Source organism: Trichocoleus sp. AS-A1, from assembly GCF_039962015.1.
In the GTDB taxonomy this organism is placed as follows: Bacteria; Cyanobacteriota; Cyanobacteriia; order Cyanobacteriales; family FACHB-T130; genus FACHB-T130.
This window is the reverse complement of record NZ_JAMPKG010000004.1, coordinates 35,688-61,829: the sequence shown is the minus strand read 5'-3', so window position 1 is coordinate 61,829 and position 26,142 is coordinate 35,688. Positions and strand designations below refer to the sequence as shown.

At 48.1% G+C, this 26,142-nt stretch carries 22 protein-coding genes; 12 read left to right on the top strand and 10 right to left on the bottom strand.

Going from position 1 to position 26,142, the window contains the following annotated elements; all coding sequences use genetic code 11:
• Positions 1-62 precede the first annotated feature (62 nt).
• A complete protein-coding gene (locus NC994_RS04655; protein ID WP_190430473.1) occupies positions 63-494 on the top strand; it encodes a VOC family protein in 432 nt (143 codons plus the stop codon).
• On the opposite strand, the gene NC994_RS04650 is transcribed toward NC994_RS04655, so the two are convergent.
• Positions 424-1,113: a triacylglycerol lipase gene (locus tag NC994_RS04650; protein WP_190412740.1), complete on the bottom strand. Its 690-nt coding sequence runs from the start codon at positions 1,111-1,113 to the stop codon at positions 424-426. The two genes, NC994_RS04655 and NC994_RS04650, sit on opposite strands and share 71 nt — an antisense overlap.
• Before the next feature lie 427 nt (positions 1,114-1,540).
• Here NC994_RS04650 and NC994_RS04645 point away from each other — a divergent pair, with 427 nt between their 5' ends.
• Positions 1,541-2,131 carry a hypothetical protein gene (locus tag NC994_RS04645; protein ID WP_190412739.1) on the top strand — a complete coding sequence of 197 codons (591 nt, stop codon included), beginning with the start codon at positions 1,541-1,543 and terminating at the stop codon, positions 2,129-2,131.
• Positions 2,132-2,187: 56 nt separating this feature from the next.
• Here NC994_RS04645 and NC994_RS04640 read toward each other — a convergent pair whose 3' ends face one another.
• From NC994_RS04640 to NC994_RS04630, 3 genes are all read right to left on the bottom strand, one after another.
• Entirely contained in the window at positions 2,188-3,270 is a 1,083-nt protein-coding gene (locus NC994_RS04640; RefSeq protein ID WP_190439724.1) for a tetratricopeptide repeat protein, read from the bottom strand.
• Between the two features lie 78 nt (positions 3,271-3,348).
• Positions 3,349-4,185: an RsmE family RNA methyltransferase gene (locus tag NC994_RS04635; protein WP_190439723.1), complete on the bottom strand. Its 837-nt coding sequence runs from the start codon at positions 4,183-4,185 to the stop codon at positions 3,349-3,351.
• A gap of 35 nt (positions 4,186-4,220) precedes the next feature.
• Positions 4,221-4,646 carry a BON domain-containing protein gene (locus NC994_RS04630; RefSeq protein WP_190439720.1) on the bottom strand — a complete coding sequence of 142 codons (426 nt, stop codon included), beginning with the start codon at positions 4,644-4,646 and terminating at the stop codon, positions 4,221-4,223.
• Positions 4,647-5,557: 911 nt separating this feature from the next.
• On the opposite strand from NC994_RS04630, the gene NC994_RS04625 reads away from it, so the two are divergent.
• The gene (locus tag NC994_RS04625; RefSeq protein ID WP_190439717.1) at positions 5,558-8,662 is read left to right on the top strand and encodes a response regulator; all 3,105 of its coding nucleotides are present in this window, start codon (positions 5,558-5,560) and stop codon (positions 8,660-8,662) included.
• A gap of 40 nt (positions 8,663-8,702) precedes the next feature.
• Here NC994_RS04625 and NC994_RS04620 read toward each other — a convergent pair whose 3' ends face one another.
• The 6 genes from NC994_RS04620 to NC994_RS04595 all read right to left on the bottom strand — a co-directional run bounded on the left by NC994_RS04620 (position 8,703) and on the right by NC994_RS04595 (position 19,160).
• The gene (locus NC994_RS04620; protein WP_190439697.1) at positions 8,703-11,279 is read right to left on the bottom strand and encodes a glycosyltransferase family 39 protein; all 2,577 of its coding nucleotides are present in this window, start codon (positions 11,277-11,279) and stop codon (positions 8,703-8,705) included.
• A gap of 158 nt (positions 11,280-11,437) precedes the next feature.
• The gene (gene pruA / locus NC994_RS04615) at positions 11,438-14,434 is read right to left on the bottom strand and encodes an L-glutamate gamma-semialdehyde dehydrogenase (protein WP_190439682.1); all 2,997 of its coding nucleotides are present in this window, start codon (positions 14,432-14,434) and stop codon (positions 11,438-11,440) included.
• Between the two features lie 92 nt (positions 14,435-14,526).
• Positions 14,527-15,888, bottom strand: a complete 1,362-nt coding sequence (locus NC994_RS04610; protein WP_190439679.1) for a serpin family protein — start codon at positions 15,886-15,888, stop codon at positions 14,527-14,529.
• Positions 15,889-16,071: 183 nt separating this feature from the next.
• Positions 16,072-17,475: an NAD(P)(+) transhydrogenase (Re/Si-specific) subunit beta gene (locus NC994_RS04605; protein ID WP_190439677.1), complete on the bottom strand. Its 1,404-nt coding sequence runs from the start codon at positions 17,473-17,475 to the stop codon at positions 16,072-16,074.
• Between the two features lie 115 nt (positions 17,476-17,590).
• Positions 17,591-17,881 (bottom strand): NAD(P) transhydrogenase subunit alpha, encoded by a 291-nt coding sequence (locus NC994_RS04600; protein WP_190412730.1) that lies wholly within the window; start codon positions 17,879-17,881, stop codon positions 17,591-17,593.
• A 133-nt stretch (positions 17,882-18,014) separates the two neighbouring features.
• The gene (locus tag NC994_RS04595) at positions 18,015-19,160 is read right to left on the bottom strand and encodes a Re/Si-specific NAD(P)(+) transhydrogenase subunit alpha (protein ID WP_190439674.1); all 1,146 of its coding nucleotides are present in this window, start codon (positions 19,158-19,160) and stop codon (positions 18,015-18,017) included.
• 580 nt (positions 19,161-19,740) lie between these two features.
• Between NC994_RS04595 and NC994_RS04590 the strand changes: the two genes are divergently transcribed.
• The 9 genes from NC994_RS04590 (at position 19,741) to NC994_RS04550 (ending at position 26,095) form a co-directional block, all read left to right on the top strand.
• Positions 19,741-20,274, top strand: coding sequence for a DUF2808 domain-containing protein (locus NC994_RS04590; RefSeq protein WP_190439672.1), 534 nt, complete (start codon positions 19,741-19,743; stop codon positions 20,272-20,274).
• A 123-nt stretch (positions 20,275-20,397) separates the two neighbouring features.
• Positions 20,398-20,535: a 50S ribosomal protein L34 gene (gene rpmH, locus NC994_RS04585; protein WP_190412727.1), complete on the top strand. Its 138-nt coding sequence runs from the start codon at positions 20,398-20,400 to the stop codon at positions 20,533-20,535.
• Between the two features lie 77 nt (positions 20,536-20,612).
• A complete protein-coding gene (gene rnpA, locus NC994_RS04580; RefSeq protein ID WP_190439914.1) occupies positions 20,613-21,011 on the top strand; it encodes a ribonuclease P protein component in 399 nt (132 codons plus the stop codon).
• Positions 20,983-21,378, top strand: a complete 396-nt coding sequence (locus tag NC994_RS04575) for a PH domain-containing protein (protein WP_190412725.1) — start codon at positions 20,983-20,985, stop codon at positions 21,376-21,378. Before rnpA ends, NC994_RS04575 begins: the two co-directional genes overlap by 29 nt.
• A gap of 180 nt (positions 21,379-21,558) precedes the next feature.
• Complete coding sequence (gene yidC, locus NC994_RS04570; RefSeq protein ID WP_190412724.1) at positions 21,559-22,707, top strand: membrane protein insertase YidC; 1,149 nt, start codon at positions 21,559-21,561, stop codon at positions 22,705-22,707.
• A 2-nt stretch (positions 22,708-22,709) separates the two neighbouring features.
• Complete coding sequence (locus NC994_RS04565; protein ID WP_190412723.1) at positions 22,710-23,225, top strand: R3H domain-containing nucleic acid-binding protein; 516 nt, start codon at positions 22,710-22,712, stop codon at positions 23,223-23,225.
• An 80-nt stretch (positions 23,226-23,305) separates the two neighbouring features.
• The gene (locus tag NC994_RS04560) at positions 23,306-23,812 is read left to right on the top strand and encodes a YceD family protein (RefSeq protein WP_190439669.1); all 507 of its coding nucleotides are present in this window, start codon (positions 23,306-23,308) and stop codon (positions 23,810-23,812) included.
• Positions 23,813-24,086: 274 nt separating this feature from the next.
• Positions 24,087-25,616 (top strand): AAA family ATPase, encoded by a 1,530-nt coding sequence (locus NC994_RS04555; RefSeq protein ID WP_190412721.1) that lies wholly within the window; start codon positions 24,087-24,089, stop codon positions 25,614-25,616.
• Positions 25,613-26,095 carry an SH3 domain-containing protein gene (locus NC994_RS04550; protein WP_190412720.1) on the top strand — a complete coding sequence of 161 codons (483 nt, stop codon included), beginning with the start codon at positions 25,613-25,615 and terminating at the stop codon, positions 26,093-26,095. The genes NC994_RS04555 and NC994_RS04550 overlap by 4 nt, the downstream gene beginning before the upstream one ends.
• Positions 26,096-26,142 lie beyond the last annotated feature (47 nt).

The following is a 26,142-nucleotide window of genomic DNA, read 5'->3' as shown; positions in this document are numbered from 1 at the left end:
TCACCCTTGATCTTCGCTTGCAAGTAAAGCGCCGCAAAAGCACAGCACTCAGAATATTACCGATGAACCCAACCATCTTTCATCTTGCTTTTCCCATCTCTGATGTTGCCCAAGCGAAAGCCTACTACGCTGATGGACTCGGCTGCCAAGTTGGGCGTGAAACCCGCGATGCCTTAATTCTGAATCTCTACGGTCATCAGCTGGTAGGTCACGTTAGCAAAGAACCGATTATCCCGCAACGAGGGATTTATCCCAGACACTTTGGGCTGGTTTTTACATCAATTGCTGACTGGGAAAGCTTGCTAGAACGGGCACAACAGCGACGGTTGCACTTTTATCAGCAGCCGAAACATCGCTTTCCCGGTCAACTCACCGAACATTGCACCTTCTTCCTCGAAGATCCGTTTTATAACCTGATGGAGTTCAAATATTACTCTCATGCCGAGGCAATTTTCGGGGTTCGGGAGTATGCCGAGATTGGCGATTCCCATTAGGAGACGCTACGCGATCGCGCTTCAGTGGTTCTAAAAGTGCCTTCTCCACAGCCTTAACCCCCTTAGCATCTGTAATCATCCACGGGTGCAGCAATACTGGCACCTGTAGATTTTGACCGACGGGCATTTCCGAACTATTCGGTGGCAGAATGATTAAATCAAAAGGCGTCCAGATCGAGGTGAAATTCACCTGTTCCAGCATCGCCACATCCCGATTCAAATCTTGTAGAAAAGCGCTATCAGGGCGCATCTGAACGCAGCCAATCCCATTGTGAAAGTAGCCCGCCCACGTTCCGTGGTTGGGTGCTGATATGGTAATAAAACGCTGCACCCGGTTAATGCCCCCTAGTCGCTGCACGTAGTAGCGGCTAACGATGCCTCCCATACTGAAGCCGACCAAATCAAATGGTTGGTCGGGTGCAAAGGTCTTGGCAACGTAATCAGCAACCTGCTGTGCTAGAGAGTCCAGACCCATCGCACCATTATTGGGGGTGAGGCTGAGGTCGTATACAGACCAGCCTTGCTGTGCCAGGTAAGGAGCCATTTTATGGAATACAGCAGCCGTATCGTTGATGCCGTGAATTAGCAATACAGGATTGCGCTTAGGGGCACTGTTCATTTTGCCAGGAATTAATCTCATATAATCCCAGCTTAAACACGAGCGATCGCGGCTGGGGTTGGTTTAGGACAGCCTGTCGAGTGGCTGTGGCTTAAAATCTGAGATTAATGTAAATTCTTGCAACAAAAGAGCGTTTTCCAGAGCTAACTGGCTGGGTAACTGTACTTACTAAAACAAAATTTGTAAATTTTTGTAAAGAACTATCTGGGAATCTTGCGTTTGTCCGCCGTAAAACTTCATAATCCGATCTGGATCGCAAATTGCAACGATAGAAACGCTTTGTCCATATTGTAAAGCGGCTGCTTTCTGAGCTGAGCAGTTGAGCTTATCCTTGGCGATACCAGTCTTGCATCAAAAATAGAATAGCTTGCTCCAATGTTTCGGGAATCAGTCAACATCGTCATTTAAATCTCAGGAGTAATACTAAATGTTTGGTTTTATCAAAAAATTGTTGGGCGGCATTACCGCTTTCATTGGTGGAATTTTTGGCTCTAAGAAATCTGAAGGAAACGAGGCTGCTGCTCTTCCTCGTAAGAAGTCTGGTGGATACTACATGGAGCTAGAAGAGTCCAAAGACGCAAAACCAGCGGCACAAGAGAGCCAGAAGAAGCCAGAACCAGTCAAAGCCCAAACATCAGAATCGAAGAAGCCGGAACCCGCGAAGGCATCTGCATCCGCTTCTAAATCTGCGTCTAATGGACAAAAAGATTCATCGAAGCCTCAAGCAACCCCAGAACTTGTAGGGGCTGCATCCAAGAATTCATCAAACTCTAAAGAAGTCTCAGAACCGAAAGAAATTGCTCAACGGCCCCCAGTAGAGCTAATTCAGACGGCTGAAGGTGTTGAGGCAGTGGTTGCTGAGAAACCAGCAGCACCTATCAACGGCAAGGGTCAAAGCCAATCCGATACCACGTTTGCTCCGAAATACTTGAATCCAATTTCTAGCTCTAATACTCGTCGGCGTCCCGGTCCCAGCATGAGCAACTTCATGGACATGGCGCGTCAGGTGAAAAAATAATCAAAAACTAAAAATTAAAAATTAGCAGGCTTTTTGTCTAATTTTTGATTTGCTTTTTAATTCTTTGACCCTCTGAGGAAAACCAGCCCACTGTACAGTTGGAAAGCTGGGTCCCAGAGGGTTTCTTCACGCCGAAATAAGTCGATATGAGACTTGAGACTTTTTAGAATTTCTGTGCGATCTAGCGCAGTTTGAGCAAAATCTGTAAAATCTGCCCAAATCGGCGTCTGAGCCAAATGTCCTTCTAGAAAATGAAGTAAATTGTTCCAATGACTGCGGTTGGTCGCTTGATTGGGTTGAGTCGGCTGTGGATTGAAGGAAATCCCCTGCCCAAACTGGTAGTTGCTATCGCAAAGGCGAAGAATACTGTGTCTGGAAGGAAGATGCAAGTCGATCAATTGGGCATAGTCTTGGGTTTGAGTTTTCCATTGCAGTTGGCGACGAGCATCTTGGTCGATGACTTCGCCAAAGATTGGTAAGAGTCCTTGCACTTGTTGTCTGACTTCTGACCATTTGAAGGTCAGGGAACCTGTCTGACCGTGTTCGTTCTCGCAAACGACGCTAGGTGGGGAAGCCGAAAGGAAATGGCTGACGCGAAAAACGTTAAGTTTCCGAACATCTGCAAGGTTTGCCCAGAAGTTGGGAATTTCGGCTTGCTGCATCTGTTGACTGTAGAATCGCAGTTCTCCTACCGGACCAGTTCGGTACAACCGCCAGCCGCGACTGGGAAGTTGTAGCCGTGCGGTGTAAGGGTCTATCTGCACGATTCGAGCTAACTGTTGGGCGGCGACCTGTTTCTTTTCAGCGCTAACGGCTTCTAGAACTAAGACGCCTGCTTCTGTGTCTTCTGGGGCGGCGGTGGCTTGAGCGATCGCGTCTCGTCTTTTTTGTTGGGCGATCGCTTCTATACGTCCCAATCCTTGACGAGCTTGAGTCATAATCTTGGGATTGGTGGTTTCCCGTAACAGCTGCCGATAGGCATTTTCTGCCGCCTCCAACTTGCCCGTTTCTTCGTACAGCCGTCCCACATAGAACTGTACTAAAGGATTTTGCGGCATCTGTTTTACCAGATGGTTGAGTAACCAGGCAACGGTTTTATAGTCTTTGCGCTCGAAAGCTTCCGCAAGTTGTTCAAGCATTACAGTAATTAAAAAAATAACAATTAAAAATTAAAAGTTGAAGCATCCTTCATTTCTAATTGTGCATTGAACCGTAGCTTAAATCTCTCTAATTTCTGATTCCCATGCCGCTGCTACCAGAGATAAGGCGACCATTGGGGCGGTGACGGCTCGCAGGACACGACGCCCTAGAGAAACGGGTTGGAAGTCAGCAGCGATCGCTTGTTCGACTTCTGCTGGTGTCCAGCCTCCCTCTGGCCCGATGGCAATGACAATCGTTCCTTGCCCTGGATTCTTCAGTTCATCTGCTGTACCTGAAAAACCTGACTCCCCAGCCCCCTCCCCTTGTAGGAGAGGGGCTGGGGGAGAAGCCTCTTGCTGCAATAGATGAATCAAGCAATCGAGTAAATGGGGAGAATCTCCACGAGCAACGCAGATATAATTCTTGTTTTTTATCGAAGAACAATGACTCTTGAGCGAAGACAAAGCAGCAGAAAAGGAAACGGGTTCTAAAATTGTGGGGACGATTTGACGTTCTGATTGCTCTGCGGCTTCTTGGGCAATTCGCTGCCAACGTTCGAGTTTTTGGGGGCTGGGATTGAGCAGGGTGCGATCGCTCACGACGGGCGCGATCGCTACCACCCCTAGTTCGGTACTGTAGCGCACCACTTCATCAAAGCCGTTTTTTGGCAACGCAACCATTAGGGTTATTGAGCAGGGCAACTCGGTTTGGACGGAAATCGGCTCTAGAAGCTGCCCCTGATTCGCCTCCAGCTTCGCCAGCCACCAGTGCCCCTGTCCATCCATTGCGATAAAGCGATCGCCCTCCCGCAACCGCAACACCCGACTGAGATAATGCTGTTGTTCGGCAGTCAGGATAATTTGCTGGTTTTGAAATTGAGAGGGAGCGATCGCTAATCGTTGCAGCTGAGCCAATCTTTATCTCCCACTAACAGCAGACCTTTCTAATTTTATCGGACGGAACCTTCGTGGGTTTTAATTTCCACTTGGTGAAGGTCTACTGCTTTGGTGCCATCTACTTTGGCAGCAACCGCTTCGACATGGCTCAAAATTGATTGATCGGGTACAGAACCCGTGAGGATAATCGTGCCACCGTCTTGAGCGATTTCAAGAGTGTCAATATTTTTGAGGTTCGGCTCTTGATCAAATGCAGCAGCAACGCGCTTAGCTAATCCGTTAGCATCGTATTCCCCCTCAAAGCCCATGTATTCTGGCAATGTGGGAGGTTTATGCATCCCAGCCTTCTCACGCAACTCCCAATCATACTCACCCGTAAGTCCTGGACTCATTTGTTCTTCGACAGCCTGAGCGTCATGTTTGCTGTCTCCTTCTGTGCTGGTCTTCTGTTGTCCAAATTGCCTTTCTAACCAAGTCATAATTATTGTTTGCCTTCTAAGGATGTTTTATATTTTCTATTACACATCTATCCCAGTTCTGATTACATCCCTCATCAGAAATCAGTCTTCAGATATAGGACAAATTACTGTTTTTTTAGCTAAACAATAAACCTAGCTTAGGTGCATTTGTCAACTAAAATTCTTTTAATTTAATAATATATATAGCCAGCCTAAATGGTTTCTAAAGGCGAGATACCCGACTTCTCTAAGAAGTCAGGTATCTGAACTGCTGGCATCTTACAGCTCAAATCAGATTGCTACTATATCACTAATTTAACATCCAGTAAAAAAATTAGACATACAAAATTTATTTTTATTTAGAAAGTCTTAAAAAAATTAAATTTCAGCAATCATTCAAGCAAAAAAATGACCAACTATTAGCTTTACAAGCTTTAAGAATTTAGAAATTTTTTAAAAGTCATATCGGCAACTACGAGGAGTTATTTATTCGGTCAAGAAGCTACTGTTGCAAATCCTAAGAAATTGCCGCCCGAATCGGAAAGCCTGTACAGAGGGATAATGTCATAACCAACTTCTCAAACGTGGCATTTCAGGGGGCGAAGTAGAGTAAATTCACCCTGTAGGTAGGGTCAGACATCATGCTTGTAGATACGAATTCTAAAAAAATATTGATCGAGTGTGGGCAAAAAACAAGCCAAACCAGCACACTGGAGGGACTCCGCAAGTAATCCCGATAACATTGATGAAAGATTAAAATATTTACAATACATAGCATCTCAATTACATTACCAAGCCAGTAGAGGTGGATTGGTTCCTAAGAATTTTCAAAGTAACCCTGGAAGTTTTAGCTCATAAAGATGGTAACGCTGCCGAAAGAGAGGGGAAATGCTGGAAGAAGACCCTCCAGTAAAAGAATTGGAGTGCAACCCATGCAGACTGAACCGATCGCCGTATTGCTTGTGGAGGATAACCCTGGCGATGCCCGTCTCGTGCGGGAACTGCTGCGGGAAGTCAATGCTCCCCAGATAACGCTGATCCACGTTCAAACGCTCACAGAAGCCCTGGATTGCCTCGTCAGTTCAGAAGGGTTGAACGTTCAGAAGTTGAAGATTGAAAGGTTTAACCAACCAGCGAACCAGCAACCTTTTGAGCTGAAAGGCGATCGCCTCCCACTATCGATCGGGGTGATTTTGTTAGATTTATCGCTGCCAGATGCTCAGGGTTTAGAAACCGTCAGACGAGTCTGCAATGCTGTACCAGAAGTGCCGATTGTGGTGATGTCGGGGCTAGCCGATGAAGCGATCGCACTTTCTGCTGTACAAGAAGGAGCGCAAGACTATCTCGTCAAAGGTCATGCCGACAGCCATCTGCTGCTCCGCACCGTGCGATATGCCATTGAGCGTCAGCGGATGCAGATACGACTCCAACAAACCCAGCGAGCCTTGCAGCAACAACTGGAGCGAGAAGCCTTAGTAAACCGCATCACGACTGCCTTAAATTCTAATCTCGATCCAAAATCAGTCGTTGATGAAATTGTCCGACAGACGGCAGTCCCGATGAGCTGCGATTTCTGCATGGTAGTCCGAGACTTGTCGGAATCAAACCGAGTTTACATTGAAGCGGAATATTGGCCCCATTTATCAGATGCCGTAAAGCCGATTTCTCAATCGCCCCTACAAGGGACAACCCTGTCCGTAGAAGGCTGGGAAATGGTGCGAAGTGAGTTGCTCGAAAACCGTCCGGTAGCGATCGCAAACACTACTGACTTTTGGTTGACCCCAGCCTATCAAGCGCTTTGCGCGGAAACGAGACCAAGTACGATGCTCTTGGCTCCTATCTTCGTAAGAGAGCAATTCTACGGCTATCTAGTTGTCGGCTCGATCAAGCCGCGTCCGCCGTTCTTAGAATGGGAAATCCAACTGCTGCAACAGTTAGCTGGACAGACAGCGATCGCACTCTACAATGCCCACGAGCTTGAACAGCTAGAAAGCCTCGTTCAGGAGCGCACTCAGCAACTCGCTCAGGAAAAAACACTGCTGGAAGCCATTCTTGATTCCATTCAAGAGGGAATTACTGTCACTCAACCCGATGGTCAAATCGTGCTGTTAAACCGGGCGGCATTGCAGATATATGGTCTGGTCGGGAATGGTGTCACACCTACCTCCGCTCCAGGCTCTGTGCCTCACGTCAAGAATTTCTTAACTAAATTAAAAGTCCGTAACCCCGATGGTTCCCGCCCTCGTCGGTCGGAGTTACCCCTAACAAGGGCACTTCAAGGGGAAGTTTTTACCGATCAGGAGCTGGTGGTACACGGTCTCAATGGAGAGCGCAAGTGGGTAAGTATCAATGGGGCGGCAATCCGCGATGACAGGGGGAAAGTCCTGCTGGCGGTCAATACGACGCGAGACATTACCGAGCGCAAACAAGCAGAAAAGGCACTGCGGGAATCGGAAATCAAATTCCGGACGCTCTATGAATCAACCAGTGCGGCGGTAATGCTGTTGGATGAACAAGAAATTTTCAATTGCAACAGTGCCACCCTACAGCTATTTGGCTGTAATGACTTGGAAGAGTTTTGCGGCAAACATCCCAGCACATTCTCACCACCAACTCAGCCCGATGGTCAAGATTCCCTGAGTCTAGCTTGCGATCGCATTACCACTGCCCTAACAGAAGGCAACTGTCGCTTTGATTGGATTCATCGGACGTTGGATGGTAAAGATTTTCCGGCAGAGGTGACGCTAACGGCAATCAAGCTGGACAACCGAAAAGTGTTGCAAGCGGTCGTGTATGACATTAGCGATCGCATGAACAAAGAAATCGAACTGCGGGAAGCAAAGGAAGCGGCAGAAGCGGGAAGTCGAGCAAAAAGTGAATTCCTTGCCACCATGAGCCACGAACTCCGAACGCCCCTTAACGCCATCTTAGGACTCTCTCACATCCTGCGGCAAGAAATTTTTGGCACAATCAATGAGAAACAGAAAGAGTATGTCACCTGCATTAATAACAGTGGCGAACATCTCCTATCGCTGATTAACGATATTCTTGACCTTTCTAAAGTCGAAGCAGGCAAAGAGAAACTCTGCCCGATGCCAATTATCGTGCCGAATTTGTGCGAATACATCGTTACGATTATGAGGGAACAAGCCTACGAACGAGGGCTACAACTCACCAGTCAGATTGACACAGAAATTGATGTTTGTGTCGCCGATGAACGACGTCTAAAGCAGATGTTATTGAATCTGCTATCGAATGCAATTAAGTTCACACCATCGGGTCAAGTTTCCCTAATTGTGCAAAAGCAGCCTGGATGCATTGCGTTTACCGTAGCGGATACGGGCATTGGTATTGCCCCTGAGAAGCTGTCATTGTTATTTGAGCCATTTCGCCAATTGGACAGCGGACTGAACCGGCAGTTTGCTGGCACTGGTTTGGGGTTGTCACTGACTCGCAGTTTAGCCCGACTTCATGGTGGAGATGTGACGGTTTCCTCAACCCTAGGAAAAGGCAGTGAGTTTACTCTATATCTGCCCGATATGAGCAATGAATCAGTCTCCATCTATCAGTTTCCAAGCGAGGGGGGCGATTCTTCTTCATTGTCTTCTGGACTTAACAATGGCGAGTTAAAAGGCGAGTTAAAAGCCGCCGCCAACCCTTTTTCTATCCCTGGCAAAGGACGAATTCTAATTGTGGAAGACGATGAAAATAGTGGGTTGCTGTTGCAAGACTATCTCCAAGTCGTAGGCCATACCGTCGAACATTTGCTTGATGGGACGGATTTCCTCCAGCGGGTGCGAAACTTCCAGCCCGATCTGATTTTGTTGGATGTAAATTTACCCGGTGGATACAGCGGGTTAGATTTACTAAAAGACTTAAAACAGCAGCCGGAACTGGAAAGACTGCCAGTGGTAATGGTGACGGTAAATACAATGGCAGAAGATCGAGACCGTTTTCTAGAGGCTGGTGCTAATGATTATCTCAGCAAGCCGATAGGCATTCCTCAGTTGGAGTTAATTTTGATGAAACATCTCTGAAGAAGGCAAAAAGTAAAAGGCAAAAGCAAGAATTTTGTTTCTAATTCGGAATTTTTAATTCTTTCAGAATTTGCCAAGCTTTGACGAGATTGCCTTGCAGAAGCGTTGCTACGCCATTCAGGGCTTGAAGTTCGGATAAGTTCGGGTTGATGGCAAGAGCCGGTTTCAAAGCTTTCTGGGCGGCGGCGGGATGCCAATCGTACAGATGGACAAAGGCGAGATAGGCATAAGCGTAGGGATTTTGGGAGTCGATCTCAACGACTCGTTCTAAGGCAGCGATCGCACCTTTGACTTGTCGCTTTAGTGCCTTTGACAAAGCCAGCGTGTATGCCCAATCCCGGTTTTGCGGTTCCCGTTGCAGTCGGTATTCCAATGCCGTCAAGGTTTGATTCAGATAGTCTTGAATCGGGTCGTACTGGTTGATGCGCCCAGTTTCTTCAAATATCGACTCTAGAGCTTCTGTCCCTTGGGGTAAGGTAGCCGCTAGAGTCCGCAACTGAGTCAGCAAATCCAATTCAGGTGCGGGTGTGGCGGCGGCAAGGGGTTCAATCTTCAGTGTCACGGAGGGAACCTGTATCGGGTAAGTTTCACCCGTTTGCCGGTTCAGGTAAGTCGCTTCTAGGCGGTAAATTCCAGCCGATATATTTGCTGGCGGCAGCATCGCCATCTGTTCGGTAACTCGAAAGCCATTCGCAGAAAGCTTAGAGGGAAGAACTTTTGGATACAATTCTCCCATGCCAATCCCGTGATCGTGCAGCCATTCAGATTTGGAATTTTCAACTTTGGAATTGTTAACTGTGGAATTTTCAACAATGCGATCGCTTATTCGCCAAGTCAGCAGCACTAACCCAGATTGCAACTGTTCCCAGGAACCAGACCATTCGTAGGTAATCGGTACGGGAATCCCTGGTGGGGCTTGATTCGGTACACTCACCCGTTCTAGGTTGACTTGAGTGCGGGGTTCTGTGAGGGGTTGTACTTGGATGGGTGGCGTTTTGCGATGATAGAGTTTCAGAACGCTGTCATCGGGTAAATCCCAAGTTTTGTGCAACTGGAAATCCGAACCTTGTTCAACAGTTTGGACGATGATTGCTTGCGCGTCTGGAATCGATCCTTGCTTGCCAGTTTTCGTCAGGAACCAGGAAAGCGATCGCGCATCTTGAGGGACAAACTTTTTTCGGGTTCCCACCTGACGCCCATACACCTGAAAATTTTCTAACGCACCGTAATAATTGAAATTATGCTGGTTGATTTTGGCGGTTGAGGGCAATACTCCCAGTGTGGATCGCAGATAAGGTTCGGTTTGAATAATTTGGGCGATCGCTTGTTGGTGAGGCCATTTTTCTCCCAAATAAACGGGATGCTGGGCGTAGGGACTGAGGACTTGCGTGAAATTGGCAAACATCCCTCCCACGGGGAACAGGTTCAGAAACATTAGCAGCACCGCCAAACCAACGGTTCCCCAACGGGTATGATGTTTCCAGCGTCCTGTCTGGCGCGTCAAACCATAAGCCAAAAACAGCGCCACTACTGGCAAGTAAGGCAAGACATAGCGAGAATCCTTATTGATATTCAGCGAACCCAGTAAATAAGCTCCCAGCCAAAATACTGCAAGCCAAGCAATTGAATCAAAATGTAAAAATGAAAGATTAAAAGTTGAAGAAATCTCTTGTTGAGTTTTTATTTTTTTAATTGAATAAATCAGCAATCCTACAATTGGAATAAGTAACAAAGGCCAAGACACATGGTAAGGAAGAATTTTCCAGTAGTAAGTCCAGGCGTCTAGAGTATTGAGGGCGGGATCTCCCTCCGCGATCGCTGAATCCACGGTTGCCCGTTTTCCCGCTGTCAGCATCAGCAGCCAATTGGTGCGATACCAAGGACCAAAGACCAAAACCGAAAGCAGCAACCCAGAAACCAGTTGCGCGAGGCGTCCCCATGCCCGGTGCCGAATCGCCCCAAACCCCACGCACAAAATCGGCGTCAACAGAAAGAACAGCGCTGTCTGCTTTACCATCAGCGCCAGCCCCAAAGAAAGCCCAAACGCCGCCGCCCAAACCCATTCTCTTGTTCTTTGCGTCCTCTGTGCCTCTGCGGTTCGACAATTCCGCCAAACCGTCAAGCAAAAGAAACTCAATGTCACAACCGCTGTCAGCGGATAATCTAGCAGAAAATCCAGACGATATTGATAAATTCCCGGTAACAATTGGCACAGCCCAGCCGCCCATAAACCGACTTCAATGCTAAATAGCTGGACACCCAAACCATAAACCGAACCCAAAAGCATCGCACTGAATAGCAACAGAACCAGCGTGGCTTGATCCGCCCCCGTCCCAAAGAGATGCTGGACGATAGCAGCCGCAATGTAGGTAAAAGGCGGCACTTTGGATGTCAAAAGCCAAAAACTCGTCCACCACTCCCCTGAAAACCACTGGGGTTGTTGCAAAGCCCTCCAGTAGTTCAACGATCCCGTCAAGTAATCTGCCTGATCCCAAGCTGGCACTGAGTGATCAAGCGCAAACCAAATGCGATCGCTAACTGCCCCCACCAGCCAAATGATTCCTAGAATTAGCAGACTTCTATTTTTAAACTTAGTGCTTTTATCTTTATCGGTCACAGAATCCAGATAGGTTCTTTTAACTTCTTTCTCATTTTGTATTGCATCAAATTGAGAACCGCTCTATTATTTTCTCCCAATTACCTTACCCCAATAAAAAGACAAAAGTAAAAGAAACAATTCTTTCTGTTTACTTTTGTCTTCTTACTTTTGCCTTTCTAATCTACTCCTTCAATCGGAGCAAATCCTTGGCGCTGGATATTTTCTGTCACTACGCGGGGTTCGAGGAATTGTAGCAAGTAATCTGGGCCACCTGCTTTAGAACCGACGCCAGAAAGTTTGAAACCGCCGAAGGGTTGTCTTGCTACAATTGCGCCAGTGATGCCGCGATTGATGTAGAGGTTGCCGACTTCAAATTCGCTTTCAGCTTGTTGAATGTGGGAAGGTGTACGGGAATATAGACCGCCAGTCAGGGCGAAGTTGGTATTATTACCAACTGCGATCGCTTCCTCAAAATTCTTCACCCGCATGACGGCTAGAACCGGACCAAAAATTTCTTCTTGGGCAATCGTTGCCTCTGGCGAGACTTCTGAGAAAATCGTTGGACCGATAAAATAGCCATTGTTGGGTGCGGGCATTTCCAGCGCCACTTTGGCTTCCTGACGCCCTTTCTCGATATATTCCAAAATGCGATCGCGTGCGTTTGCATCAATCACGGGGCCAACTTGGGTGCTGGGTGCCTCCGCAGGGCCAACATTGAGCGATCGCGTTGCTTCCACCAAACGCTCTACAAAGGCATCATAGATGGGTTCTAGAACGATTACCCGAGAACACGCCGAACACTTCTGTCCGCTGTAACCAAAGGCGGACTGCACCACACCTTGCACAGCTTGATCGAGATCGGCACTTTCATCGACGATAATCGCATTCTTGCCACCCATTTCGGCAATCACCCGCTTCAGGTGTTTTTGCCCTGGTTGTAAAATCGCCGCATCGGCGTAAATCCGACAGCCGACTTCCTGAGAACCTGTGAAAGTAATCATGTGGACGTCGGGATGCTTCACCATATAAGCACCCACCGTTGAACCTTTTCCGGGTACGTATTGGAACACCCCACGAGGGATGCCTGCTTCTACCAGAATTTCACTGAGTTTCGCTGTAATCACCGATGAAACTTCAGCCGGTTTGAGAAGCGTACAATTTCCAGCCACCAGTGACGCCACTGTCATTCCGGTGGGAATCGCCAAGGGGAAATTCCAAGGGGAAATAATCAGGGAAATCCCTCGTGGTTGGTAGTTATAGCGGTTGGTTTCCCCGGCGATGTCATAATGGTGCCCAGCATCCAGCCGTTCCATTTCGTCGGCGTAGTAACGGCAGAAGTCTATCGCCTCGGAAACTTCACCGTCGCATTCCCGCACTGGCTTCCCAACTTCTAATACCATGCACGCGGATAATTCAGCGCGGCGTTTTTCCATCAAATCTGCGGCTTTCCGCAACACTCCAGCCCTTTCTGGCACCGGAGTCCGCCGCCAATTGGCAAATGCTGCTTTTGCGGCTTGGATAGCCTGTTCTGCCTGTTCTACGCTAATCAACCCGATTTTGCCAACCACCTCACTGGGGTTGGAAGGATTCACTGAATCGACGAGATCGGATGTGTTTACATATTCACCGTCAATCAGAGGTAAATAGGTTTTACCCAACTGTTCGCGCATCGTTTGCAAAGCTTGTTGCGATCGCTTCCTTTCCTCAGCTTCTGCATAATCCGTATCCGCTGCATTGTGAAAAGGCAAGTTTTGAGTTTTGAGTTTTGAGTTTTGAGCTTTGACTAAAGACTCCGAACTTTCTACGACGGGAGGCGCTAACAATTCCTCAATCGGGCGCTCTTCCAGATTTTGCCGTAAGAATGAACTATTGGCAGTATTTTCCAGCAAGCGGCGAATCAAATAAGCCATCCCCGGTAGCAAATCTCCATAAGGACAATACACCCGCACTCGATAACCTTTATCGACGAGCGCTTTTGCCAGCTTATCCCCCATGCCATACAAAACTTGCATCTCAAAGCGACGGCGGGGAATTTTCAAACTTTCCGCGATCGCCATCGCCCGTGCTTGGGATCGCACGTTATGACTGCCAATTGCTGCGTACAAATACTCGTGATTTTCCAGCAACAGCTGGGTCATCTTCTCAAAATTGGCATCGGTTGCAGTTTTATCGCTGTAAACTGGCACCGGCCAATCTTTCTGCATTGCCTTGATGGTTTCCTGATCCCAATACGCCCCTTTTACCAAGCGCACTGTCAGAGGATAGCCACGCTGTTTCGCCCAGTCAATCAAGCCGCGCAAATCTTGTTCGCTGTCGCGCAGATAAGCTTGCAGCGTTATCCCTAGATCCGTGCGACTCCGGAACTCCTCTTCCATCAACAACTGTTTCAGGATGGAGAGCGTCAAATCTTTGTAGGCATACTGTTCCATATCAAAGTGAACAGCAGCCCCCAACGCTTGGGCGCGACGTAATAGAAGCCGGATGCGATCGCTCACTCGCTCCTCGCTTCCCTTTGCATCCAACGGATCGAACTGCGAATAAAACGCTGTCAGCTTGACAGATACTTGAATTTGGGGGATTTCTTCTCCATCTGCTTGGTCAATTGCCGGAACCCGCGTCCACGTCTTCGCCGCGTCCGTTAGCTGCTGCATCAATTCTAAATATCTGTCTAAATACGATTGCGCCTCAGCTTCCGTAATCACCGCCTCCCCTAACAGGTCGATGGTGAAAGCCATTTTCTCCTTACGCAATCGCTCAACCGTCTTAATAACCTGTTTAATGTTTTCCCCAGCGATATATTTATGCGCTAAGGTTTCAACTGCTGTATTCACTGTTGTCGCTGCTACCTGACCGGGCATCGAGTCAGGAGAAGCAAAGTTGAGCATCCCTTTCAGGCTCGTCGGCAGTTCAACCGACTCATCCGCCATGTACTCTTGCAAGTGACGAGCAACTTCCGGTTTACTGTGCAGCGCAGGCAGACAGTCAATGAAGCGAAACAGCTGCACCCGCAAACCAGGGTTGCCCATTGCCCAGGCAAGTAATTTATCATCCCAGCGCATTTGGTCGCGCATTTGGGCAAAAAAGGAGCGATTTTCTCTCGTTGCTGCCAACAGTTGTTTGGCAATTTCTTGGGTCTTGACTTCGTAGGTGCTATCAGATATTTGTACAACCACGGCTGGCAGACTCCTAATTCAGGATAAAGGCATCAATGCTGGGAACCCTCTATCTTCTATTTTCTCGATTTCCCAAGCGATCGGCATCAACTTTACTTCCCAACAGCCGCTGTTGACTGTAGCGGATTCAACACACGACCCAGGAACAAAATGCTACCCGACTGCTTGTCCCGAATCAGGAACACAAATGGGCGATCGGCTCGAAACTCTTTGTTTGCCCCCCTAGTCATCCCAACCCCTGTAGACGCAGCTGCCTCAGTGCCCTCCTCATTTACCTCCACGAAGGCTTTGTGAATCACCTTGGAGATGAACAACCCTTTCTTGCCGGTCATCGCCGAGAAGTCAGCTTGAACGCTGAAAGCTTCGGGCATCCCCATATTTGCCAGTACCTTGCTTAGGTCAAACTCTGAAGTGAGGTTGAACTTAGGCACCCAAACTTCAACCATCTGCTCGTATTTGAGGGACGATAGCCACCGTTCCAAGTTTTTTGGCGTCAGCTGCTGCTCCATCTTCGCCAACCCATCCACTTGCTTGGGTAAGAGAATGACCATCGATAATTCCTTGGATATCTCCTCGCCTTGACCGTAGGGTAGCTCTAACACTTTCAAGCTGCCAATATCTGCCCAGCCGTATTGCTCCGTCTTGCACATCATCGGCACGCTAACCTGCTGCGTTGGAGTGACATAAAACGGCTCATCTTTGGTTTTTTGCCGATCGAACGGGCTGAACCAGGCACCTTTAAAGTAAATGGCATTTGTCAGCACCAGCTTGGTCTTAGAAGAGATCGTCCCTGGCGCAATCAGGTCTTGAATTTTGTCTTCAGTTTTTTTTGCGACCCAGTTGTTGATCGTGCGGCGAGTCTGTTCAGTCGCACCGGCAAAGTCCACCTCTTGGAGTCCCCCGCCGTAGTCGTTCTGGGTGGTTTTCAAAAAGCGATCGCTAAAGCCATAGCCCTTTTGACCCCAAAGCCGATTCGCAACTGCAATTTGATATCCCTGCTGTTCGCTGGCGTTTAGCTCAGCCATGAGCGCGGCAAAAGTCGGATGTAGGCGTTCTTGCTCTAAGGTGAAGTGGAGAACTTTCGCCATCTCGGTCGCCGTTTGTCCGCCAGCTCCAGCGTAGGTCATGGCGAGTGCCGTTGAAATGCTGTAAGGGGAGAAGAATAGGTTTCCTTCTTGTTTCCGCAGACGGTTATAGAGATCGAGGGCAAACGAGCTGTTGCCCTCCACCACCGTATCTAAAAGTGCGGAAAGTTCCTCTGTTGGTTGTTTTGGAGTGGAGGACGCGGTTTGGCTGGTTAAAATCGGCTTTGGAGTCCCAATCGCATCTGCCTTGTCTGACAACGCAGAGGAATTCCTAAAATAGATACCAGGTTCACGAGCCACAGCGGAACCAACCGAAGCGATCGCCAAACCTACTAAAGCGGCGGTAAAACCCGCGATGAATTGTCTCATGCTGCTTTCATGCAAAATCACATAGCCGTGGTTTCTGAATGTAGCAGATGCCTCTGGTAAGCCCAGCCTAACCTATCTTTTATTCCAAAGAAAAGATAGCTTCAGGAGTATTAAACTCCTGAAGCAGACTGGTATCGTATCGCGATCGCAATTTTGAGTGATGATCTAAAACTCAAAATTTGTTTATAGCTGCTTCACTTCAGCAACCAGCTTCGCCACGACATCCCGCGCACTGCCAAATAGCATCATCGTTTTGTCTTTGTAGAAAAGCTCGTTATCCACACCGGCAAAACCCGCACTCATCCCGCGTTTAATCACAATCGTGTGTTTTGCCTTATCTACTTCCAGAATCGGCATCCCGTAAATCGGGCTAGCAGAATCGTGACGAGCCGCTGGATTCACAACATCATTCGCCCCAATCACCAGCGCCACATCCGTCTGCTCTAACTGCGGATTGATATCATCCATGTCGTATAGCTGCGGATAAGGCACGTTCGCCTCCGCTAACAATACGTTCATGTGACCTGGCATCCGTCCTGCCACTGGGTGAATGGCATATTTCACTTCAACGCCTAGTTTTTCTAGTCCGTCAGCCAATTCGCGGACAGCGTGTTGTGCTTGCGCCACCGCCATGCCATAGCCGGGAACAATCACGACGGAACGAGCATAGCCCAACATCATCGCACCTTCTTCTGTATCGATGCTGTGGACATTTTTATCGCCCCCATCTGCACCACCAGCACCACCAGATGCTCCAGCTTTCCCAAAGGCACCGAACAGCACGCTAGCGAGCGAGCGGTTCATCGCCTTACACATAATTTCGGTCAGGATTAAGCCTGAAGCGCCTACCAAGGCTCCGGAGATGATCAGCATATTGTTCATCACCACGAAACCAGCAGCCGCCGCAGCGACCCCAGAAAGCGAGTTCAGCAGTGAAATTACGACAGGCATATCGCCGCCGCCAATCGGAATCACGAACAGCACGCCCAGCAGTAAGGAAATCCCTACCATTGCTAGAAATACAGGTAAGTTGTCTGGGGTAATTAGCAGGAAGGCACTCGCTGCTACAAAACTTACTAATAGGAGGGCGTTGATGGGTTGTTGTAAGGGAAAAGTAATGGGAGAACCACTAATGAGTCCCTGCAATTTGGCAAAGGCCATCATACTGCCAGTGAAGGTGACGCCGCCAATAAATACGCTACTGATAATCGAGAGGTTGGCGTCGAAGGGGATTGCTTGCTGCGTGCCCAAGAGCCGCCAAAATTCTCCTACAGCGACGAGGGCAGAAGCTAAGCCTCCCAAACCGTTGAGTAGACCCACCATTTGGGGCATATCGGTCATTTCTACTTTATAGGCTGCGATCGCTCCCAACACTGAACCAATCAGCAAACCCAACAAAATCATTTCGTAGTTCAACACCTGCCTATCTAGCAGTGTTGCCACGATAGCCAGTAGCATCCCGACAGCTGCCCACTGATTGCCTGTGCGAGCTGTCGCCGGTGAACCCAGCTTCTTCAATCCCAGAATAAACAAACACGCTGCTACTAAGTAAGTCAGCTGTATCCCAGTTGGCAGAAATTCCGTCATATCACTTGTTCGTCGGTAATGGGTAATTGGTGATTGGTAATCAGAAAAGTTTTGAGTGTTCGGGTTTGAATTTTGAGTGAGAAATTTCTTCTGTTCAAAATTCAAAGCTTATCCATTACCCGCTTACCTTTTTTTTAAACATTTGCAACATCCGATCCGTCACTAAGAAACCACCTACTACGTTGATGGTTGCTAGCACTACGGCAATTAAGCCCAAAATGACGCTGAGATTTGACTCGCGCGGTCCACAGACAATCAGCGCCCCGATCACGGCAATTCCAGAAATTGCATTTGCCCCAGACATGAGGGGAGTATGGAGTGTCGGCGGCACTTTGTTAATTACTTCAAATCCGATAAAAGACGCTAATACAAATACAAACAAAGCGCCAATTAAGGTTTCTGTCATTCAGCTCAATACTCCTTCTTGATTCAGCGGTCAAGGTGGACACTGCCCACCGACAATCTTCAAATTGGATACCTAATTTGATAGCTAAGAAACCCGTTTTCTAGAGAGAAAATCGGTTTCCTCCACCATTTTTCTAGGCGTTAATCTTTACCTGAGTCAAACCATCCCGGACTCGTTGATTGAGAATCTCACCGTTATTAGAGACGCAGGTACTACTAATGATGTCATCCTCAAAATTCAGCTGCAATGCACTCTCTTTAATCAGGTATTGCACCAAAGTCAAAACATTCTTGGCATACATTTGACTGGCGTGAACCGGCATAGACGCAGGTAAATTCATCGGGCCAATAATCGTGACTCCGTTGCGCTGTACATCCTTGCCAGGTTCCGTGCAGGCGCAGTTGCCGCCTTGCTCAGCTGCCAAATCGACAATGACCGCACCCGGTTTCATCTGGGCTACCATTTCCTCAGTCACCAGGATGGGCGCTTTTCTGCCCGGAACCTGAGCTGTGGTAATGACGACATCGGCTTGCTTGACATGCTCGGTGAGGACTTCCTGGGTGCGTTGCTTAGAGGCTTCAGAAACTTCTTTCGCGTAGCCGCCCGCTGCCACAGTTTCTTCATTCAGCTGCACTTCGATAAATTTCGCCCCTAGGCTTTGCACCTCTTCTTTCACGGCAGGACGAATATCAAAGGCTTCTACGATGGCACCTAGGCGTCTAGCAGTAGCGATCGCTTGCAGTCCCGCTACTCCTGCACCCATGATAAATACTTTTGCCGGTGCAATTGTCCCAGCTGCTGTCGTCAACATCGGGAAGAACTTCGGCACAGCCGCCGCTGCAATCAGTACCGCCTTGTATCCAGCCACTCCCGCCTGAGAAGACAAAGCATCCATGCTCTGCGCCCGACTGGTGCGGGGGATCAATTCCATACTGAAGGCGGTGACTCGGCGCTCGGCTAAACGCTGGATTAGGTTTGGATTTCCCAAAGGATTTAGAAACCCAATCAACACGCCTCCTTCCTTGAGCTGATGAATTTCATGCTCTTTCGGCGGATTAACTTTTAATAAAACATCCGCCTCGCGCCACAAAGCACCTGTATCCGAGACAATCGTTGCACCAGCTGCTTTATAGGCGTCATCAAAGAAAAATGCTTGCTCACCAGCACCCGCCTCTACCCACACTTCTAGACCCTGTTTTACTAACCTGCCTACAGTGTCAGGCACCAGTGCCACACGACGTTCGCCAACTTCAACTTCCTTTGCAACCGCAATTCTCATGAACTCTCCCAATCAATTCTACGAAACCCTTCTGCATCCTATCCTTTTGCATCCTAGGCGGATTTCTAAATTCCGATCCGTATCTTTAACTTTGTTTTATGAATTTAGAGTTCCACACTCACGCACGTCCTAAGACGATATCACCTAGAACCCGTTTTCAAAGCTTTAACCAATGATAAAAAGCTTTCTCTTAAACCCTCTGGTGCCTATAATCTCTGGCGTCAATTCAGATTAATTGAAGGGTTTGTTTCCGGCTGATTTTTTCAAATTTATTCAATAAATAACCAAAAAAATACATAATGATATACATTAGTACATAAAAAAATGCCGAGCAGCGCGATCGCGCCGAGCGGCAACTAGTTTAAAATCAACTGTCTTTATGAGCCGGTCTGGTTCCATTGCCCTAACCTGAGCGATCGCTCGACTCAAAAGCTCACCAAGCTTGCATCTGGGGGCACTTTCTTCTCGCTTCCCGCGTCACGGGGGAGGATTCATTCGGGGCGGCTACATCCCCGCTTGAGTCAAAAATAGTAAAGTTTAGTAACGAAGCCCACTCTCTACAGTTGAGGTACAAGAGCCTATGTTGTCAACAAAATCCTCTAAGCGACGCCTAATTTCTGCCCTAGCGGCGACGGGTTGCGTGCTAACGGGCTTTGCCAGCCTCACCCAAGCACAGAGTCTACCCGGTTTAACCATTTTTAGCGGTGTTGAACGAGGAAATCAGCTGAGCTATCGGTTAGATTTTGGCGGTCAATCGGATGCTTGGGATCGCTACCGGCTCAAGATTCCTGGCAAAAAGATGGAATTAGGGGCAGCTCAGTTTGTCATCACTTATCCGGATTACTACAAGGGCAAATTTGACACCAAAAACGTTGAAGTCCGCGTCAAAGGAAAAAAATTGCCCCTCAAAGAGGTTGTCTGGGACAAAGAAAATTACAAGCTTCTGATTTATATGCAGGAGCCAGTGGCTGCTGGTAACAGCGTAGATTTAATCTTGTCTAACGTGAAAAACCCGCCTTTTGGTGGAACTTATTATTTCACAGGTGCGATTCTTACTCCCGGCGATGTACCGTTGCCCCGTTATCTCGGTACCTGGATTCTGAGTATTAATTAAGGCACAATCCACGTCCGCTTCTGTGCCGCTAAGGGGCACCTGTAAAAGGAGCGCAATGTGATGCTATGCTGGAGAATCGTGGATTTTTCTATAGCGGCGATTCTAAATCTGGAGTAAAAACCGATGACTCAGCGCACTCTGGGCGGCACTAATCGTAAGCAAAAAAGAACATCTGGTTTTCGAGCACGGATGCGTACCAAAAATGGTCAGGCTGTCATCAAAGCTCGCCGAAAAAAGGGACGTTATCGCCTTTCCGTTTAGAAACACAAGAAGGATGAAGGATGAATTTATTTCGCCTTCATCCTTCTTTTAAGCCACCCAGGAGGGCGGAGTTTCTAGTGGCATTATCCAGAGCAAATCGACTCAGGCACCGGCAAGATTTTACCGCTGTGTACCAGAGCGGTCTGCGTCGCAACGCCCCTCACTTTGCTTTAAGAGCGTTGAGGCAATCAAGCGGCGCGAAGGGCATGAAAACTGCTGAAGTGATGCCAACCCGCATCGGCATCTCCATCAGCCAAAAAGTCAGCAAGCGAGCAGTCATCCGGAACCGGATCAAGCGACGGATTCGGGCAGCGATTCGTCAGATCTTACCTCGCATTGCACCTGGCTGGCGGTTGGTCATCGTTGTGCGACCCATAGCAGTGGAGTGCGATTATGGTCAAATTTTGCGAGAATTAGAGCAGTTGTTGGCAGAAGCAGAGGTACTCAATGGGCATCAAAGAGGAAACCTTCTATGAAGGTGGTCCCCACATAGGTGATTTGATTATTAATATCCTGCTCGGATTTACAGTCATCTGTATACCTCTGACGGTAGGGGCAATTGTGAGAGCGCTTTGGTTGCGCTACCGGATTACCACTCGTCGCATCTCGGTAACGGGTGGTTGGATGGGACGCGATCGCACCGACATTATCTACTCAGAAATTGTTAATGTCGTGAAGGTTCCCCGTGGAATTGGTCTCTGGGGCGATATGGTAGTCACTCTTCGAGATGGCAGTCGCCTGGAACTCAGAGCCTTACCTCGATTCCGGGAAATTTATGACTACATCAACGAGAAAATGGCAGCCAGAACCGGCAAACCAGCGGATGGTTCCGCAAGTCGATAAGATTGCCTCAAAAGTCAAGAAATTTTAGATGCTCGAATTGAATTGTCAATGGCTTATCTAAAATTCCCCAGCGACTCTACCCTGGCTTTTGTGTGTTTTATAACCCAAAAATCACAAACATTAGATAACTTAGATTAAGATTCTCCACAAGCTACTAGCGCCCCCTCTAACTCAGAACGAATGGACTTTGGTATCGGGTTTCTCTCCAATAATGTCATGCTGCCAATCCTGGATTTCTTCTACGGGATTGTGCCTAGCTATGGTCTCGCCATCGTGGCGCTGACACTTGTAATTCGCTTTGCTCTCTATCCCCTGAGTGCTGGCTCCATTCGCAATATGCGGCGGATGAAAGTTTCCCAACCGCTGATGAAAAAGCGACAAGAAGAAATTCAGAAGCTTTACAAGGACGATCCTGCAAAACAGCAGGAGGAAATGAGCAAGCTGTTCAAAGAATTTGGCAATCCCTTAGCCGGGTGCTTCCCCGTGTTGCTGCAAATGCCGATTCTCTTTGCATTGTTTGCCACCTTGCGGGGATCGCCATTCTCGGATGTGAACTACACGGTCAATTTGCAAATCTTTCCTCAAGAACAAATTGAACGGATTCAGCCGCAAGCTTTCGTGACAGCGCCACAAAACATTTACTTTTCAGATGGCGTTCATGCCCCGATTGCGGCGCTGCTGCCGGGAGGGAACCGCCTGACGGTTGGGGAAAAGGCTAAAATTGAATTTCAAACCGTGGAGGGCAAACCCCTTCGGGAACTCCTCGCCGACTATCCTGAAACTAAGCTGATTCCCCGCTGGAAGGTCACTAAAGGCGAAGAACGGGTACAGGTGAATGAAGATGGCAGCGTGGAAGCTCTTCAGCCTGGGGAAGTCACCGTTCAGGGAACAGTTCCAGGACTAGCGGCAGATAAAGGATTTCTCTTTATTGATGCGTTAGGTCGTGTGGGCGCTTTTGATGAAGACGGAACCATTCACTGGGATATTATCGGCATGGTGCTATTCTTTGGCATCAGTTTGTATCTCAACCAGGTTCTCTCCGGACAGAACGATTCCAGCGATGCAAACGCCCAGCAGGCTACGGTCAACAAAATTACCCCAATCCTCTTTTCTGGGATGTTTTTGTTCTTCCCGCTGCCAGCAGGAGTGTTGATGTACATGGTCATTGCTAACATTTTCCAAACTGCTCAGACGTTTATTTTGTCGCGCGAACCCCTGCCAGAAAACCTTCAGAAAATGGTAGAAGTTCAAGAAAAAGAAACGAAAGCAAAGGAAAGAGAAGCACTTCCCTTTGAACCGGGTCGTTCTAAGAAAAAGGCTTCGAGTTAACTATGAGCGATCGCAGAATGCAGCGGGGTCAGCAGTGGCTAGAGCAACTCCTACAACTAGCCAAATTTCCTACCGGCGTTAAAGAAACCGCAATCCAAACGATTCCACAAAGCAGCGACTCCTCCCAAGCAGAATTAGAAACTTACTGGTTGACAATCGACGAAACTAAACTAACATCCGCACAAATTCAAGCCTTAGTAGGTTCTGAAGGTGCGACTCTCGATGCCATCCAGTACCTTGCCAATGCCATTTTGAACTTGGGTCAAGAGCGGGAGGAGCAGACGGCTTACACCATTGAACTTGATGGCTATCGCGCTCGGCGTCAAGCGGAACTCCAGGAACTTGCTGAGGATGCCGCTCAGCAAGTTCGCTCTTCTGGTCAAGAATTTGAAATAAAATCCTTGTCTTCAGCAGAGCGGCGTCAAGTTCATACTTTTTTCCAAGAGTGCGACGATTTAGAAACCTATAGTCGGGGTCAAGAACCAGACCGGCGTCTGGTTGTACGATTAAAAAATTAAGAGTTAAAAAAGGAAAATGAGAAATAATTTTATTTTTTATTTTCCTTTTTTAATCGGGTTGGAAGGATGGCTGAAGCATTATGAAGGCGATTTATATTCCTGGGCTTCTGAAAGCGCCAGAGCGCTCAGAAGTCATTCAAATTGATGAGTTTTTACCAGAACTGGAAACTTTGACGCCCGTGCGCGGACAGATAAAAGTTTCCCATCAAGGAAATTACCTGGATGTTTCTGTGAAAGCAGAAGCAATTGTCACTCTCACTTGTCATCGTTGCTTGCAACAGTATAATCACCGTCTAGCTATCAACACATCAGAAATGATTTGGTTAGATGAAGCGGCTGAGCAACCAGACACAGGGCCTGTAGAACGAGAAACACCACTCGAAGATTTGTTGGAAATGCTGCCGCCACAGGGTCATTTTCAACCTGATGTTTGGCTATACGAACAAATGTGTTTGGCGATTCCCCCAAGGCAGCTTTGTGACAAAGATTGTTTGGGGATTCAACCAGCAAATACGAATGGCTCGGACAGTTTATCTGACCGCCGATGGGAAGCTTTAAAAGCACTCAAAAAACAATTTCCTAAATAGTCAGCGGTCAGTGGTTAGCGTCAGCGGCAAGAAACAAACAAGTTAAGGGAACAAGCATCGCCCTTGCGTATACTAACTGAACCGTAAGGCGAGATGCTTTTTCTTGGTTTTTACAGGGAGTTGGCAACTAATCAAGCAACAATGATTGTACGGGCGGGTTAAATGGAGAGAGTTTTGGGTTGCCAAGATTTTTGTTCGCGCCCCTACCAACTGACCACTGACCTGGAGACGCGACAACCGCAAGTCTTCTACCAACTGACATCCTATAACAGCTATGAGCTTCAGTGAAGAGTTTGAACTGCTGCTACGCGCCCGATATCCATTAATTTATATTCCTACTCCCGAAGAGGAGAGAGTAGAAGTAGCGATCGCGCAGGTAGCTCAACGGTTAGGCGATCGCCCAGTCTATATATGGGATTTTGTCGATGGCTATCAGGGCAACCCCAACGATGCCGGTTTTGGACGACGCAATCCGGTTCAAGCATTAGAATTTGTAGAAAAAGTGGCAGCATCTGCCCCAGGAATCTTTATTTTGCGGGATTTTTCCCGTTTTTTAGAAGATATATCAGTCTATCGCAAGCTGAGGAATCTGTCACGGCGTCTGAAATCCCAGCCGAAAAATATTGTCATCGTCGCGCCGCAAATTGCCATTCCAACGGACTTGAGTGAAGTCTTAACCATCCTGGAGTTTCCGTTGCCAGCGCCAGCTGAGATCAAGACAGAAGTGGAACGCTTACTCGGTGCCACAGGTAAATCCCTCACCAGCAAAATTTTGGATGAACTGGTGCGTTCCTGCCAAGGGCTATCGATGGAACGGATTCGTCGTGTCTTGGCACGCGCGATCGCGACTCACGGCGAATTGCGCCCTGAAGACGTGGAACTGGTGCTGGAAGAAAAGCGTCAAACCATTCGCCAGACCCAAATATTAGAGTTTTATTCGAGTAGCGAGAAAATTTCTGATATTGGCGGCTTAGATAACCTAAAAGACTGGCTGCTACGGCGTGGTGGTTCCTTTTCAGAACGCGCAAGGCAATATGGTCTACCTTATCCCAGAGGGTTACTCCTTGTAGGAATTCAGGGAACCGGAAAATCGCTGACGGCAAAAGCGATCGCCCATCACTGGCACTTACCTTTATTACGCTTAGATGTGGGGCGTCTTTTTGGAGGATTGGTGGGAGAATCGGAATCTCGCACTCGGCAAATGATTCAACTAGCAGAAGCTTTAGCTCCTTGCGTACTCTGGATCGATGAAATTGACAAAGCTTTCTCTGGCATTGATGGGAAAAGCGATGCCGGAACAACCAGCCGCGTCTTTGGTACCTTTATTACTTGGCTGGCAGAAAAAACTTCACCTGTATTCGTCGTGGCGACTGCTAACAATATTCAAGCTTTACCTCCGGAAATGCTTCGCAAAGGTAGATTTGATGAAATCTTTTTTGTGGGTTTGCCCGAACAAGAGGAACGCCGTGCCATTTTTGCGGTACACTTATCCAGGCTGCGGCCTCACAACTTGAGTAGTTACGATCTCGATCGGGTAGCATACGAAACCCCCGATTTTTCTGGGGCAGAAATTGAGCAAACCTTGATAGAAGCGATGCACATTGGCTTTAGCCAGAATCGAGACTTCACTACCGATGATATTTTAGAAGCCGCCAGTCAGATTGTGCCCCTAGCTCGGACTGCCCAAGAGCAAATCCAGTTTTTGCAAGATTGGGCAGCCGCCGGTAAAGCCCGTATGGCATCGAGACACAGCCCTTTGAGTAGTCGCTTTCATCAGCTGCAACAACCGGAATCACAAGCATGAGTTGGTCGGGTTTAGCAAAATTTATAATTGGTTTCTTCCTAGCGATCGTCCTCCTCGCTGTGGGTGGTGGTGCTACCGCCTATTACTTCTTAACTAAACTGTCGGCTCCTCCGCCCAAGCCGGTTTATGCAAATGATAAACCAGAGGTAAAAGCCAAAGCTTCTCCTGGCGCTGTCAAGACAACATCGGCGTCCTCCGCTCAACCCAACCCAACGCCGACGCCCAGCACTGCTCCTGCTAAAGTGCTAGAACCTGGAGCGTATACCGCTCGCGTTACCTGGCGCGAAGGTTTAAGCCTACGAGAGGCACCAACTTTGGAAGCTAACCGCGTCGGTGGGGTCGGATACAATCAGCGGATTGTAGTCATCAAAGAAAGCGATGATAAAAGATGGCAACAGATCCGTCTGGAAGAGGGCGAACAACAAGGTTGGATCAAAGCCGGTAACATTGAGCGAGTTGAGACAGAACAACAGCAATAGGCGAAATCCGACAGAGATTTCAGTGCGGGGGATTGCAGTACAAGCAT